The sequence below is a fragment of the Pseudomonas sp. NPDC077408 genome, from assembly GCF_050269105.1.
GTDB lineage: Bacteria > Pseudomonadota > Gammaproteobacteria > Pseudomonadales > Pseudomonadaceae > Stutzerimonas.
Map to the genome: position 1 here is coordinate 755,996 of NZ_JBNNHS010000002.1, position 14,340 is coordinate 770,335.

The 14,340-nt window shown below is 62.0% G+C and carries 9 protein-coding genes; 5 read left to right on the forward strand and 4 right to left on the reverse strand.

Features of this window, described 5'->3' with window-relative positions; all coding sequences use genetic code 11:
* The first annotated feature begins 128 nt into the window (after positions 1-128).
* Positions 129-1,019, forward strand: coding sequence for a cache domain-containing protein (locus ACQKEK_RS08430; protein WP_499142015.1), 891 nt, complete (start codon positions 129-131; stop codon positions 1,017-1,019).
* Positions 1,020-1,160: 141 nt separating this feature from the next.
* The gene (locus tag ACQKEK_RS08435; RefSeq protein WP_499142017.1) at positions 1,161-2,852 is read left to right on the forward strand and encodes a Na/Pi cotransporter family protein; all 1,692 of its coding nucleotides are present in this window, start codon (positions 1,161-1,163) and stop codon (positions 2,850-2,852) included.
* 87 nt (positions 2,853-2,939) lie between these two features.
* Here ACQKEK_RS08435 and ACQKEK_RS08440 read toward each other — a convergent pair whose 3' ends face one another.
* Together ACQKEK_RS08440 and ACQKEK_RS08445 are read right to left on the reverse strand one after the other, a co-directional pair.
* The gene (locus ACQKEK_RS08440) at positions 2,940-5,492 is read right to left on the reverse strand and encodes a TRAP transporter permease (protein WP_499142018.1); all 2,553 of its coding nucleotides are present in this window, start codon (positions 5,490-5,492) and stop codon (positions 2,940-2,942) included.
* Between the two features lie 122 nt (positions 5,493-5,614).
* On the reverse strand, positions 5,615-6,580 hold the full coding sequence (locus tag ACQKEK_RS08445; RefSeq protein ID WP_499142020.1) for a TAXI family TRAP transporter solute-binding subunit: 966 nt from the start codon (positions 6,578-6,580) through the stop codon (positions 5,615-5,617).
* Positions 6,581-7,121: 541 nt separating this feature from the next.
* Here ACQKEK_RS08445 and ACQKEK_RS08450 point away from each other — a divergent pair.
* A complete protein-coding gene (locus tag ACQKEK_RS08450; protein WP_499142022.1) occupies positions 7,122-8,708 on the forward strand; it encodes a methyl-accepting chemotaxis protein in 1,587 nt (528 codons plus the stop codon).
* Positions 8,709-8,876: 168 nt separating this feature from the next.
* On the forward strand, positions 8,877-10,796 hold the full coding sequence (locus ACQKEK_RS08455) for a sensor domain-containing diguanylate cyclase (RefSeq protein ID WP_499142024.1): 1,920 nt from the start codon (positions 8,877-8,879) through the stop codon (positions 10,794-10,796).
* Here ACQKEK_RS08455 and ACQKEK_RS08460 read toward each other — a convergent pair.
* Complete coding sequence (locus ACQKEK_RS08460) at positions 10,785-12,203, reverse strand: sensor histidine kinase (protein ID WP_499142026.1); 1,419 nt, start codon at positions 12,201-12,203, stop codon at positions 10,785-10,787. The two genes, ACQKEK_RS08455 and ACQKEK_RS08460, sit on opposite strands and share 12 nt — an antisense overlap.
* Entirely contained in the window at positions 12,196-12,867 is a 672-nt protein-coding gene (locus ACQKEK_RS08465) for a response regulator (protein ID WP_499142028.1), read from the reverse strand. The genes ACQKEK_RS08460 and ACQKEK_RS08465 overlap by 8 nt, the downstream gene beginning before the upstream one ends.
* Before the next feature lie 179 nt (positions 12,868-13,046).
* Between ACQKEK_RS08465 and ACQKEK_RS08470 the strand changes: the two genes are divergently transcribed.
* Positions 13,047-14,309, forward strand: a complete 1,263-nt coding sequence (locus ACQKEK_RS08470) for an OprD family porin (RefSeq protein ID WP_499142030.1) — start codon at positions 13,047-13,049, stop codon at positions 14,307-14,309.
* Positions 14,310-14,340 lie beyond the last annotated feature (31 nt).

Consider the following 14,340-nt stretch of genomic DNA (forward strand, 5'->3'; position numbering starts at 1 on the left):
ACTCCTTTCGCAGGAACTCAACGGTTCTTGTGTTCAATATCAATCCCCTACCCGCCATAGGATATTCCATGACAGGCAGTCCCAATGCCCCCAGCAACCTGTCGCCTGCCTCAGGCTAGGAGCAATCGATGAAATTGAACAACCGGAACCTGCTGACTCTCATGTTGGGTGCGGCCATCAGCGCGAGCCCGCTGGCCTACGCAGTGACCGACAACGCGCCAGCCAAAGGCTCAGTGGAGCGCAGCCATGCGCGCCAGGCCAGTGCGCTGCTTGAGCGCGCCACCGCTCACCTGAAGGCGAACGGACCCGAGCAGGCACTGGCCGCGTTCAATGACCGCCAGGGCAGCTTCGTCGATGGCCAGCACTATGTGTTCGTCCTGGACCCGAGCGGCACGATGCTGGCCAGCAACGGTGCGTCGCGCGCGCTGGTTGGGCTCAACGTGATGGACCTCAAGGACGCCGCCGGTAAACCCTTCATCCGCCAGATCGTCGACGGTGCCCGCACCGCTGACAGCGGTCAGATGGACTACCACTGGCTGAACCCGGCCGACAATAAGGTCGAGAACAAGACCAGTCTGTACCGCAAGGTCGGCGATCAAATCCTCGCGGTGGGGTATTACATCCCGCGCTCTTCCGCCGAGCACGCGCAGAAAATGCTGGATGAAGCCGTAGCGCTGATGAAACGTTCGGGTGGCGAGGCTGCGTTCAAGGCCTTCAACGACCCCCAGGGCGGCTTCGTGATGAATGACGAGTATGTATTCGTTATCGGCCTGGAAGACGGCCAGTACCGCGCCAGCGGCGCTTCCCCCAACCTGGTGGGTGTCGATGTTCGCGAAGTCACCGATGCCGCCGGTACGCCGCTGTTCAAGCAGATGATCGAACTGGCCAAGAACAAGGGCAGCGGAACCGTCGACTATGTCTGGCGCAATCCGGCGACCAATGCGGTGGAGAAAAAGCACTCGCTGATCCGTCGGGTCGACGACGTGCTGCTAGGCGTGGGCTACTACTCGCCCAACTGATGCAAGCGCAGCGGTTCATGACGATTTCGTGAACGGGCGGCTGCCGACCATGGTCAACCGGATATAACCCACAGCTGAACTCCCGCCTTTGGCGAGACTGGCTGTGTCTGTTGATCATTCTGTCGCCGGAGACCCTGCCCGATGTTGACGCTGCTGCACCTGCTGTCCTCCATCGCGCTGCTGGTCTGGGGCACGCACATCGTGCGCACCGGAATCATGCGGGTGTATGGCTCGCACTTGCGCAGGTTGCTCGGCCACAGCATGGCCAACGCGCCCATGGCATTCACGGCTGGAATCGGCGTCACCGCGCTGGTACAGAGCAGCAACGCCACGGCCCTACTGGCCATCTCGTTCGTGGCGCAGGGCTTGATGGCGCTGCCGACCGCCTTGGCGATCATGCTTGGTGCCGACGTCGGCACCGCATTGATGGCCCGCGTGCTGACCCTGGACCTGTCGTGGCTATCTCCGCTGTTCACCCTGGTCGGGGTCAGCCTGTTCCTCTCGCGCAAACAGACCCGTGCCGGCCAGTTCGGTCGCGTGCTGATCGGCCTTGGCCTGATCATTCTGGCGCTGCAGCTGATCGTTGCCGCCGCCGAACCTATCACCGAAGCGCGCGGAATGCGCGTGCTGTTCTCCTCTCTGGCCGGCGACACCCTGCTGGCCGTGGTGGTCGGCGCGTTGTTCGCGGTGCTGTCGTATTCCAGCCTTGCCGCCGTTCTGCTCACCGCAACGCTGGCCAGTGCCGGGCTGATCAGCCTGCCGGTGGCGCTGGGTGTGGTCATCGGTGCGAACGTCGGTAGCGGTGTGCTGGCCTGGCTCAATGCGACGCCGCAACCGGTGCCGGCCCGTCGGGTAGCGCTGGGCAATCTGCTGTACAAGCTCGCAGGCCTTGTGGTGCTGCCGTTCCTGCCGATGACGGTGGAATGGATGGCAACGCTCGGCTTCAGTGCGCAAACCCAAGTCATCGCCTTCCACCTGGCGTACAACTCGCTACGTTGCCTGGTGCTACTGCCAACGGTCGGCCTGATGGCCAGGCTCTGCGAGCGGGTGCTGACGGAACGGCCTCTGGATAACGGCATTGCGCAGCCGCGCCATCTCGACCCCACTGCGCTGGACACCCCCTCGCTGGCCCTGGCCAACGCCACACGCGAGACGCTGCGCATCGGCGATCTGGTGGAAACCATGCTGGTACACCTGCTCGAAGCCCTGCGTGAAGACCGGCCGGAGCCGGGCGAGGACATCCGCCGCCTGGATGACGATGTCGACGCGCTCTACAGCGGCGTCAAGCTCTACCTGGCGCGAATGCCGCGCGAGGACCTGGCCGAACAGGAAAGCCGGCGCTGGGCCGAAATCATCGAGTTGGCAATCAACCTGGAGCAGGCCGGCGACATCATCGAGCACATGCTGGGCAAGGTGCAGAACCTGAAGATTTCCAAGCGGCGCTCGTTTTCCGACAGCGGGCTGGACGAACTCGGTCAGCTGCACAGCCTGCTCAGCGCCAATCTGAGCCTGGGTCTGTCGGTGTTTCTCTCCGGTGATTCCCACAGTGCGCGCCAGTTGCTGCAGCAGAAGCGTCAATTCCGCAAGCGTGAGCGCGAACTGGCCCACGCCCATGTCCATCGGCTGCACCAGCAGGTGGTGGAGAGCATCGAGACCAGCGCCGCCCATCTGGAGCTGATTGCCGACATGAAGCGACTGAACTCGTTGTTCTGCAGCGCGGCGTACCCGGCATTGGAGGGCTCCGGCAGCGGAAAGCCGCGCGTCTCGGGCGAAAGCCAGGCAGTGCGAGAAGCGCGGATCAAGCAGCAGCTGCCGCCGGGCAAGCCGGCCTGATCCCGACGGGTCCGATGGTCGGTGCGGGCAAGAAAAACCCCGGCGATGCAGAGCATGGCCGGGGTTGAAGTCAGCGTCGCGAACGGGTCAGTCCCGCTGCCGACGCCGCTGCATCCACACCACCAGTCCGAACAGCAACAGAGCGGGTAGCCACATCCACTCCTTGGCCCAGCGGTCGGTCGGCGCGCGCACGGCCAGAATTTCCTGATCGAACTGCAATCCGAGCTCGGCGGCAGGGCTGCCGAAGGTCACGCTGTCGATCAGCACCTTGCCGTCTTCCTCATAGGTCATCACGCCCAGCTTCTCCAGCTTTTCCGCGCCGGTCTCGCCGTTCGGGATGGCTATCAGCAGACTGAACTCACGCATGTCACCCACGGCGTCTTCACCCCGGATGCGCAGGCGCAGCTGGCTGTCTTCCTCGACTGCTTCGAGCGCCTGGACCAACTGCGTAGGCGGAATGTCACGGTAGGGGTCATGCACGATGTCCATCCAGAAGCCCGGACGGAACAGCGTGAAGGCGATCAACAGCAGCAGCACGTTTTCGTACCAGCGGCTGCGCACCAGGAAGTAGCCCTGGGTACCGGCTGCAAAGATCAGCATGGCCAGTGTCGCGATGACGAAGATCACCATTCCGTGCCAGAACGACACATCGATCAGCAACAAGTCGGTGTTGAAGATGAACAGGAATGGCAGCGCGGCAGTACGCAGGCTGTAGTAGAAGGCCACCACACCCGTCTTGATCGGGTCACCCTTGGACACGGCAGCCGCAGCGAATGAGGCCAGCCCCACCGGCGGCGTGACGTCAGCCATGATGCCGAAGTAGAAGACGAACAGATGCACCGCGATCAGCGGCACGATCAACCCGCTCTGCGCCCCCAGCGCCACGATCACCGGCGCCAGCAGACTGGACACCACGATGTAGTTGGCAGTGGTGGGCAGGCCCATGCCGAGGATCAGGCTGAGGAATGCCGTGAGCAGCAGCATCAACATCAGGTTGCCCATGGACAGCAGCTCGACCAAATCGGCCAGCACCAAGCCCACGCCCGTTTGCGAGACGGCGCCGACGATGATCCCTGCCGCTGCGGTGGCGATGCCGATTCCGATCATGTTGCGTGCACCGGCGATCAACCCTTCGCGCAGGTCGATCACGCCGTCCATGAAGTTGCCGTGCGCGTGAGTACCGTCGCGGCGCATCCAGGTCAGTAGCGGTCGCTGGGTCAGCAGGATGATGACCAGGATGACCGACCCCCAGAATGCGGACAGGCCAGGCGACAGGCGCTCGACCATCAGGCACCAAACCAGCACCACCACCGGCAGCAGAAAGTGCAGGCCGGACAGCAGCACCGGCCGAGTCTGTGGCAGTTTTTCCAGCGGCGCGTCGGGGTCTTCGGCCGGCAGCGGCGGATTGCTCGCGGCGATTTTCAGCAGGCCCAGATAGACCGCCACCAGCAGTGCTCCGACCACCCAGATCGCTGCGTCGCCCAGCGCAGGCTTGAGCCAGCCAAGGCCGTAATAGACGGCGAGCGAGACGCCGGAGATCAGCGCAACGCCAAAGGCGAAGCCAATCAGCCGCTGCATCCAGGGCTTGGCCACGTTGGCCCGCGGCAAGGCTGTAAGGCCGAGCTTGAGCGACTCCAGATGAACGATGTAGACCAGTGCGATATAGGAGATCAACGCCGGCAGAAAGGCGTGCTTGATCACTTCGACGTAGGGGATGCCTACGTACTCGACCATCAGAAATGCCGCCGCGCCCATCACCGGAGGCATGATCTGCCCGTTGACAGATGAGGCCACTTCCACCGCGCCGGCCTTCTCGGCGGAAAACCCGGTGCGTTTCATCATCGGGATGGTAAAGGTCCCGGTGGTCACCACGTTGGCAATGGACGAGCCCGAGATTAGGCCGGTCATGCCGGACGCAACCACCGCCGCCTTGGCCGGGCCACCGCGGAAATGACCAAGCATGCTGAACGCCAGCTGGATGAAGTAATGCCCGGCGCCCGCACGCTCAAGCAACGCGCCAAAGAGGACGAAGAGAAATACGAAGCTGGTGGAGACACCCAGGGCGATGCCGAACACACCCTCGGTGGTAATCCACTGGTGATTGGCGAGCGCCGTGAAGCTGACGCCACGATGGGCCAGCAGGCCTGGCATGTATGGGCCAGCCAGGCTATAGCCGAGGAAGATCAGGGCAATCACCGCCAAGGCAGGGCCGAGTGCGCGGCGCGTCGCTTCCAGCAACAGCGGAATACCGATGCACGCCGTGATCAGGTCCATGGTGGTGAGGTTGCCGGGACGCTGGGCCAGCTGCTCATAAACGATGAACAGGTAGCCTGCGCTCGCGGCGGCAATCAATCCGAGCGCGATGTCGATCAGTGGCACCCGGTCGCGCGGCGAGCGCTTGAATGCGGGATAAACGAGGAACGCCAACAGCAGGGCGAACGCCAGGTGGATCGAACGCGCCTCGGTGTTATTGAACACGCCGATGCGCAGCATGAAGGGCAACGGCGAGGCGATCCACAGCTGGAACAGTGACCAGAGCAGCGCAAGGCTGGCGATCAGCTTGGCCATTGCGCCGCTGGGCAGCCGAGCACCGACGTCCTTGGCAATCAGCTCTTCAGTAGAAGGATGGTTGTCTTGCATGAAATCTGGCCTGTTTTTTCAGGGAACGGAAACCGCGAAAACCCGCGGCACGAAGCACACGGGTTTTCAGGCAAATGCTGTGGACGGACCGTCCACAGCGATGCAACGAGCCGTAAAGGCCGTTACATCCAGCCCCGTTCCTTGTAGTAACGCACGGCACCGTCATGCAGCGGCGCAGACAGACCGACCTTGATCATGTCTTCCGGCTTCAGATCCTTGAATGCAGGATGCAGGCGCTGGAAGCGCTCGATGTTCTCGAAGACCGACTTGACCAGCTTGTAGACCACTTCGTCATCGACCTTGGACGTAGTTGAAAGCACGGCCTTGCCGCCAATCGACTGAGTGGCGCTGTCGTTGCCCTTGTACATGCCACCTGGGATTTCAGCCTTGGTGTAGTAGCTCTTCTCGGACAACAGCTTGTCGATCTCAGGACCGGTGATCGGTACCAGAACAGCGTCGACAGTAGTGGTGGCTTCCTGAATCGCGCCATTGGGGTGACCGACGAAGTAGGTCATGGCATCGATGTTGTTGTCGCCCAGAGCGCTGGCCTGCTCGGCCGGCTTGAGTTCGGCGGCGAGCGCGAAGGCCGACTTGTCCCAGCCCTTTTCCTTCATGATCTCTTCAAGAGTGTCACGCTGACCGGAACCTGGGTTGCCGATGTTGACGCGTTTGCCTTTCAGATCATCCAGGCTCTTGATGTTGGCATCACGGCGCGCCAGGACGGTGAACACCTCGCTCTGCAGCGAGAACACGGCACGGATGTCTTCCATGGCGCCTTCGCTCTTGAACGGCTCCAGGCCTTTCATCGCCTTGTACTGGTGGTCCGACTGCATGATGCCGAAATTGAATTCGCCGCTGCGCAGGCCGTTGACGTTCGCCACGCCGCCGCCACTGGCCGGCGCGTTGCACTTCAGGTCCTCGGCGTTACGGTTGACGAAGCGGCAGATTGACTGACCGGCAACGTAGTAGACGCCCGTCTGGCCGCCGGTACCGATAGTGACGAATTGCTCTTGCGCCTGAGCCATGCCGCTCAGACCAGTCCCCGCCAATGCGGCGGAAAATATCCATGCCAAGGATTTGCCTTTCATGGATCCACTCCTTATTGGTTGTTTTGGAATTGTCCTGCAGGCCTCGTGAGCCACGCGGGAAGTTTGGAGTCTAGCAGGCCGCTGCCTCGGTAACAGCTCGGACCTCAACCTCACGGCTATGGGCGCCCTGTGACCATGGCTATGACCCATTTAGGGATGGGGGGTTGCTCGTCTGCGGAATAAACCTGAAATACCTATACAAATATCTGTACATAAATATTTATATGTATAAGATCGCCTCATAGCACAGGGCCATTACCCGACTAAAGGGGTCGGTCTTTTGGTCGGATGGCTGACCAGCAGCCGATATCACAATGACGTCACTCGGTGTAGTGCGAGTGCGCCCTACAAGCAGAGCAACGTGCAGGCCGAAGCACCAACAAGGCCGTTTAAAGGCTCGATTTAGCAAGCCCGAATAGGAACCGTTTGGAAGTCCGAGGATTTCACCGCAAGGTGGATAGCAGGGTTGCGCGATGTCCAGTCTGGGCATCGGTCAAGACGTCCGTGGCGGAAAAATCACTTAGTTTCAGAGGATTCCACCATGCGCTTGAACGTACCGGTCACCGGACGCGACGTGTCCTTCAGTGAGACAGCCAACATACTGTCCACCACCGACCTCAACGGCGATATCACCTATGTAAACCCCGACTTCATTAAGATCAGCGGTTTCGAAGAGCGTGAGTTGCTCGGTCAGCATCACAACATAGTCCGCCATCCCGACATGCCCCCCGAAGCATTCGGTGACCTCTGGTCCAGCGTTCGTGCTGGCAGGTCATGGATGGGAATGGTGAAGAACCGCTGCAAGAACGGCGATCACTACTGGGTCAGCGCCTTTGTCACCCCCATCAGCCGCAACGGGAAAGTGGTCGAGTACCAATCGGTGCGGACCAAGCCGCAGGCCGCACAGGTAGCGGCAGCCGAAACGTTGTATGCGCAACTGCGCGAAAAGCGGCCACCTGCCGCTCTGCGCCGCTCCCCCTTGGGCGTGCGTAGCCGCGTCGCCCTGCTCGTCGCCCTGGGTGCTGCTCCCTGCGCTATCGGAGGGGCACTGTTAGGCGGAGCAAGCCTCGTGGCGGCCGTAGCGGCTGCAGCTGCGGCTACCTTGAGCGCGAGCGTCTTTGCTTACATGGCGCTTGCGCCTCTGCAGCGTCTTGCTGCACAGGCCCGTCAGGTGGGGGATGATGCGGTCGGTCAGTTGGTCTACACGGGGCGCCGCGACGAGTTCGGCCAGATTAGCTATGCCATGAAACTGCTCGAAACCGAAGCCGGGGCCATGGTTGGCCGAATCGGCGATGCCTCACGCCAGCTGAGCATGCATGCACGGGAGCTGGTGGGTGCCATGGACAGCAGCGCACAGAGCGCATCGCGTCAGCAGAGCGAAACCGATCAGGTTGCCACCGCGATCAACCAGATGGCGACGAGCGTGCAGGAAGTCGCCAACAACGCCCAGCGCACCGCCGAGGCAGCCAGCCGAGCCAACAGCGAAGCTGCAACCGGTACGGATGTTGTCAATAAGACCGGGGCGGCTATCGGCCGGTTAGCTCAGGATATTCAGCACGCCGGTGATGTCATTCTCGAACTGGAAGCGCACAGCAACGACATAACCAAGGTGTTGGATGTCATCCGCGGCATCGCCGAGCAGACCAACCTGCTCGCCCTTAACGCTGCCATCGAAGCCGCCCGCGCCGGCGAACAGGGGCGTGGCTTCGCTGTAGTTGCAGACGAGGTTCGTAGCCTGGCGTCTCGAACCCAGCAGTCCACCCAGGAAATTAACTCGATGATCGCGGCTTTGCAGGGCGGTGCACGTCAAGCGGTGCAAGTGATGCAACGCAGCCGAGATCAGGCCATGGAAAGTGTCGAGCAGGCTGAGCAAGCGGCACGCTCGCTCCAGGACATCAACAATCGAGTGAACGAGATCAGCGACATGAGCATGCAGATTGCCTCGGCCGTCGAGCAGCAGAGTGCCGTCAGCGAGAACATCAATCAGAACATCGTGAGCATTCGTAGCGGCTCCGATCAGCATGTAGAAAGTGGGCTGCGCAGCCGAGAGACTGCTTCGGGTGTCGCTCAGTTGGCTGGCAGCATGGAAATGCTGGTGCAGCAATTCTGGACACGGCGACGCGGTTAGCCGGTCAAGAAGGCTCCGATTGACGTTCCGATGGATGGGCGAGCCGTTAGTAGCCTAGCAGTGGTATCAAAACGACATTAGCCGTATCGTTTCGATGGCCAAACCACTGCCTGACCCTCACGGCTGCCTATGCGTCGCGATGGGTCGTTAGACGAGACCTCTCACCTGATGCGATTCCGCCGGCTCTTGCTCTGCTGCCTGTTAACCGCCTTTGCCGGCCTCATGTCGGGCCAGGCCATCGCGGCTTTTGTTCCAAGCGTCGTCAGCAAAAGCGGTGCGGAACTCCATATGGGCGCGGTGGAGTGGCTACCCGGACATCCCGATGCCAACTTCGCAGCCGCTCACACTGCCCCTTGGCAGTGGCAGCCGTTAGCCAAGCCCAATCTCAAGAAACAGCGGGACGGCGCATGGGTGCGCTTCGAAGTTGATAGCAATGCCACAAGCGCCGAGCGCTGGTACCTGAGCCTGAAATGGCCTGTCCTGGATAAGGTGCGTGTACGTCTGTTCTACCCGGCCGAAGGCGAGTGGGGTCCCTTGATGCAGGCGGGCGATCACATTCCCAAGCGTGATCAAGCGCTAGCAGACCACAACCTGGTCTTCCCCTTAGAGCTGCGTAGCAATGAACGCGCCGTGGTGTACATGCAGGTACGAGCCCATGAACTCATGGCGTTGCCGTTGAGCATTTACGATGAAACGGCGTTCGCAGCCGAAAAAATTACCGACGTCGCGATGATCAGCCTGTTTTTCGGCGGCATGCTGGTGATTCTTCTCTACAACAGCAGCCTGTTCGTGTTCACCCGGGACGCGGCCTATCTGCTCTATGTTGCCTATCTTCTCAGCGCGCTGTTTTACGTCCTCACGATAACCGGCTTCGGCCAGTTATTCCTGTGGCCCGACACGCCTGTTTTCGCCCGCCGCTTCTATGCGCTGTCGGCAGCCTTGTGTTTTTTCACCCCGTTGCTGTTCGCCAGTCGCTTTCTCAAGGTCCGAAGTTATGGCGGCTGGCCCTGGCTGGTCACCCGGGTGCTGATGGGCTACTGGGGCGTGGTGATTCTGGTCACCTTGTTCGCACCCTCGCTGGGTCGTTACTTGATGGCCGAACCGGTCGCCCTGGTTCACTGCATCCTGACGATGGCCACCGTCATCAACCTGTGGATTCGAGGCAACCGTTCAGCACGCCTGTTCACCATCGCCTGGTCGACATTGTTGGTCGCCACCATCGCCCACCTGTTGGCGCTGGAGGGGCTGTTGCCGCTGAATGCATTGACCCTACATGGCCAACTGATCGGTATGTTCGCTGAGTTCGTGCTGCTGTCGATGGCATTGGCCGAGCGCATCAATCACGAGCGTGACCGCCGGATCTTGGCGCAGCAGAGTGCCTTGCAGGCCTCCGATGCATTGGCGCAGGAGCGCGAGTCACGCCTCCAGGCGCAACAGCAGGCGCTAGAGATGCAGATCCGCAACAACGAGGCGCTCGAGGCGCGGGTCTACGAACGAACTCGGGCGCTGGAAGAGGCCAAGCGCGGCCTGGAGAGGGTCAACGAGCAACTGACCCGTATGAGTGTTACCGATGCGCTGACCCAGCTGTCGAACCGGGGTCATTTCGACCTGATGATCGACGAAGAGATCCGCCGCGCCCAACGCACCGAGACGCCATTGTCGGTGCTGCTGCTGGACATCGATCATTTCAAGCGGGTCAACGACACCTACGGGCATGCGTTCGGTGACGATTGCCTGCGGCTGGTAGCCGATACGCTCAAGCAACACGGCCAACGGGCCGGCGACGTGGTTGCACGCTATGGCGGCGAAGAGTTCGTCATCGCGCTGCCAGGCATGAACAGCCGCGAAGCCGGCGAACAGGCCGAACGAGTCCGCGCAGCCGTGGCAGCGCTACGGCCCGCTCATGGCGAGCAGCGGTTGGAACTGACCATCAGCATCGGCGTGGCGACCCTGCAGCCGCCTGCCAACTGCTCCCCTTCACACTTGCTGGCGTGTGCCGATGCGGCGCTCTATCGGGCCAAACACAACGGTCGCAATCAGGTGGCAATTGCCGAAGCCGACGAGGCTCTCGAGCCGTCAACTAGTTGAGTCGGGAGCCGGTGGCGGGAAGCGCACCTTTACCAGCAGCCCGCCCAAGGCGCCCTGATCCAGCTCGATAGTCGCCCGGTGGGCACGAACAATTTCGCCAACGATGGCAAGGCCAAGCCCGGCGCCCCGCCCTTGCTGGTGCACACGATAGAAACGGGCGAAGACCTTGGCGCGCTCCGCCTCGGGAATCCCCGGACCGTCGTCTTCCACTTCCAGCACAGCCTCGTCCGTCACCCGCAGCACCACATTGCCGTCACTTGGCGTATGCGCCAGTGCATTGTCGAGCAAATTGCTGAGCAGCTCAGTCAGCAGTGTCGGCTCGCCGTCGATCCATACCGGCTGCTCGGCTTCCAGCGCCAGTGCGACGCCCCGTTTGTGGGCCAGCGCAGCCATGGCCAGGCCCAGTTCCCGCGCCAGCTGGCTGAGGTCCAGGCGCTGGGCACCGCCTTCAGCAATCGACTGCGCGCCGGTTTCGATACGCGCCAGCGACAACAATTGGTTGGCCAGATGAATCACCCGGTCGGTATGGGCTCCGGCTGCTTCAAGCGTCTCCTGCCAACGCTGCGGCTGTTGTTCACGCTGGCCGAGTTCGATCCGCGCCTTGAGCGCCGCCAATGGCGTGCGCAGCTCATGGGCGGCGTCGGCAATGAACTGCGCCTGCCGCTCGAATTGCCCGCGCAACCGCTCGGTGAAGTGATTGAGCGCTGCCACCAGAGGTTTCAGCTCGCGTTGCACGGCCACCAGCGGTAGCGGTCGCAGATCGTCAGGCTGGCGCTGTTCGACCGCCTCGCTGAGTTTGCCCAGGGGACGCAACGCCGCGCTGACCGCCAGCCACACCAGCACCAGCGCAGCAATGGCCAGTGATCCAACACGCCACAGCGTATCCACCAGCAGGCTGCGGGCCATGCGCTCACGAGCGCCCAGCGTTTCGGCGACACGGATTTCAGCAATGCCGTTGAGCTCCGGCTCGCTCACCGGCTGCAGAAGGCTCACCAGCCGCACACCTTCGCCCCGGAATTCCCCGTCGTAGAAGCGCGCCAGCGCGGGATAGTCGTCAGTGCGACGGATCTCGGCACCCGGCGCGGGCAGATGCTCATAGCCGCTGACCAGCCGGCCTTCGGTATCCAGCACCTGATAGTAGATGCGCCCGGCGCTGTCGTAGGCGAAGGTGTCCAACGCTACGTAGGGCACATTGGCGCGTAGCTGCCCATCATTGGCAACCAGGCCATCGGCGATGGCCCGGGCCGAAGCCAGCAAGGTTCGGTCGTAGGCAGTGTCGGCGGCCGCACGCCCGTTCCAGTAGGCGCTCCAGCCACTGAACAGCATCAGCAGGGTCAGCAGCATCGCCAGCCTGCGCAGCAACCCACCGCGCAAACTGCCAGCGCGCGGCTGTATCGCTTCACGCATCCGCTGCCTCCAGCAGATAGCCCAAGCCACGGAACGTGACGATACGCACCGCGCTGCCTTCGAGTTTCTTGCGCAGCCGGTGGATGTAGATCTCGATGGCGTCGGCACTGGCGTCCTCGTCGAGGCCGAATACCTGCGCCGCCAGTTGATCCTTGCTCATGACCCGACCGGGCCGAGTGATCAATGCCTCGAGAACCGCCTGCTCCCGTGACGTCAGGTTGAGCGGCTGCCCCTGGAGGCTGAAGCGCCGCGCATCCAGGTCATACACCAGCGAACCGCAGCGCTGCTGGCGCTCGCCAGCAGCCACGCTGCGCCGCAACAACGCTTTGACGCGCGCCTCTAGCTCTGAAAGCTCGAACGGCTTGGCCAGGTAATCATCAGCGCCAAGATTGAGCCCATGGACCCGATCAGTGACCTCGCTGCGGGCGGTGAGCATGAGCACCGGCAGCGTCTTGCCCCGTTCACGCAGGCGCGACAACACCTGAAAGCCGTCAAGCCTGGGCAGACCTACATCGAGAATCGCCAACGCGTAGTCCTCGGTGGACAACGCCAGGTCGGCGGCGACGCCATCGTTGAGCAGGTCGACCGTCCATCCAGCCGCGCGCAACGCCTGCGCCACACTTTCAGCCAGCTGGGGGTGGTCCTCGACCAGGAGAATCCGCATAGCCTGTCCTCTGCCACACACGGAACGGGCCGCCAGTGTAGCGGCAAGGCACATCACACGCCGCTTTCGCCGGTGAAAGCCTGGCGAAAGTTTCGCCGCCTAGGATCGGGATCAGGTGGCTCGATCCACCTGGCGCGGCATAACGCCGCCACAACAAAAACAATAGTGGAGATTGAAGGATGCTGACTGCCGTCAGAATTAAACCCGCCCCTGCTCGTCTTGCCCTCGCCGTCGCGGCTGCCTCCCTGGCGCCCATGGTCCAGGCCGATTTCATCGAAGACAGCAGCGCGACCCTGCAAACCCAGAACATCTATCTCAATCGCGATTACCGCGAGGGCACCGGCCAGTCCAAGCGTGAAGAATGGGCGCAGGGTTTCCTGCTCAACATCGAATCAGGCTTTACCGAAGGCACTGTGGGCTTCGGCCTAGATGCCATGGGCATGCTCGGCGTCAAACTGGATTCCGGCGGTGGCCGCACCAACACCGATCTGCTGCCGGTGCGCGACGATGGCAGCACGCCGGACGAGTTCAGCCGCCTCGGTCTAACGGCCAAGGCGAAGTTCTCGGAAACCGAACTGCGTTACGGCAGCCACATCCCGGAAACGCCGGTGGTTACCGCCAGCGACAGCCGAACCCTCCCCCAGGTGTTCGAAGGCACCCTGGTGGTGTCTCAGGACGTGACCGGTCTGACCCTGACCGGCGGGCGTCTGGACAAGGTCATCGACCGTGCTTCGACCAACTCTCAGGAGCTGCAGGTCAACAACAAGAATGGTCGTTTCGACAGCGCTGCCGAGGCCGATCACCTGACCTTTGCCGGTGCTCGCTATGACTTCACGGAAAAGCTGATCGGCACCTACTACGCCGCCGAGCTGGACGACATCTATCGTCAACACTTCTTCAACCTGCAGGCTGTGCAGCCGTTGAGCGAGAATTCGTCGCTGACCGCCGACCTGCGCCTGATGATCAGTGATGACACCGGCGCAGCCAATGCCGGCAAGATCGACAACCAGGCCTGGAACGGCATGGTGGGCTACAGCCTGGGTGGCCACAAGGTCAGCCTCGCCTATCAGCAAATGAACGGTGACACCGGCTACGCCTACGTCGACGGCAGCAACCCTTACCTGGTCAACTTCGTCCAGATCAACGATTTCGCCAACGCTGACGAGCGCTCCTGGCAAGCGCGTTACGACTACAACTTCGCCTCGATCGGCGTCCCCGGCTTGACCTTCCTGACGCGCTATATCTCCGGTGATAACGCCGAGTACAGCGGCGGCAGCAATGGCAGCGAGTGGGAGCGCGACATCGAACTCAAGTACGTCGTACAAACCGGTCCGCTGAAGAACGTGGCCGTGCGCATGCGCAACGCCATGTTCCGTTCCGATTTCGCCCGTGACGCTGACGAAAACCGCCTGATCGTCAGCTACAGCCTGCCCATCTGGTAAAGCCGTCCACAATAAGAATCAGAGGAGACAC

Bases quoted from the DNA above. Each gene is read 5' to 3' on its own strand.
- ACQKEK_RS08450 (WP_499142022.1), top strand. From the start codon at position 7,122: ATGCGCTTGAACGTACCGGTCACCGGACGCGACGTGTCCTTCAGTGAG.
- ACQKEK_RS08460 (WP_499142026.1), bottom strand. From the start codon at position 12,203: ATGCGTGAAGCGATACAGCCGCGCGCTGGCAGTTTGCGCGGTGGGTTG.
- ACQKEK_RS08470 (WP_499142030.1), top strand. From the start codon at position 13,047: ATGCTGACTGCCGTCAGAATTAAACCCGCCCCTGCTCGTCTTGCCCTC.
- ACQKEK_RS08445 (WP_499142020.1), bottom strand. From the start codon at position 6,580: ATGAAAGGCAAATCCTTGGCATGGATATTTTCCGCCGCATTGGCGGGG.
- ACQKEK_RS08430 (WP_499142015.1), top strand. From the start codon at position 129: ATGAAATTGAACAACCGGAACCTGCTGACTCTCATGTTGGGTGCGGCC.
- ACQKEK_RS08440 (WP_499142018.1), bottom strand. From the start codon at position 5,492: ATGCAAGACAACCATCCTTCTACTGAAGAGCTGATTGCCAAGGACGTC.
- ACQKEK_RS08465 (WP_499142028.1), bottom strand. From the start codon at position 12,867: ATGCGGATTCTCCTGGTCGAGGACCACCCCCAGCTGGCTGAAAGTGTG.
- ACQKEK_RS08435 (WP_499142017.1), top strand. From the start codon at position 1,161: ATGTTGACGCTGCTGCACCTGCTGTCCTCCATCGCGCTGCTGGTCTGG.
- ACQKEK_RS08455 (WP_499142024.1), top strand. From the start codon at position 8,877: ATGCGATTCCGCCGGCTCTTGCTCTGCTGCCTGTTAACCGCCTTTGCC.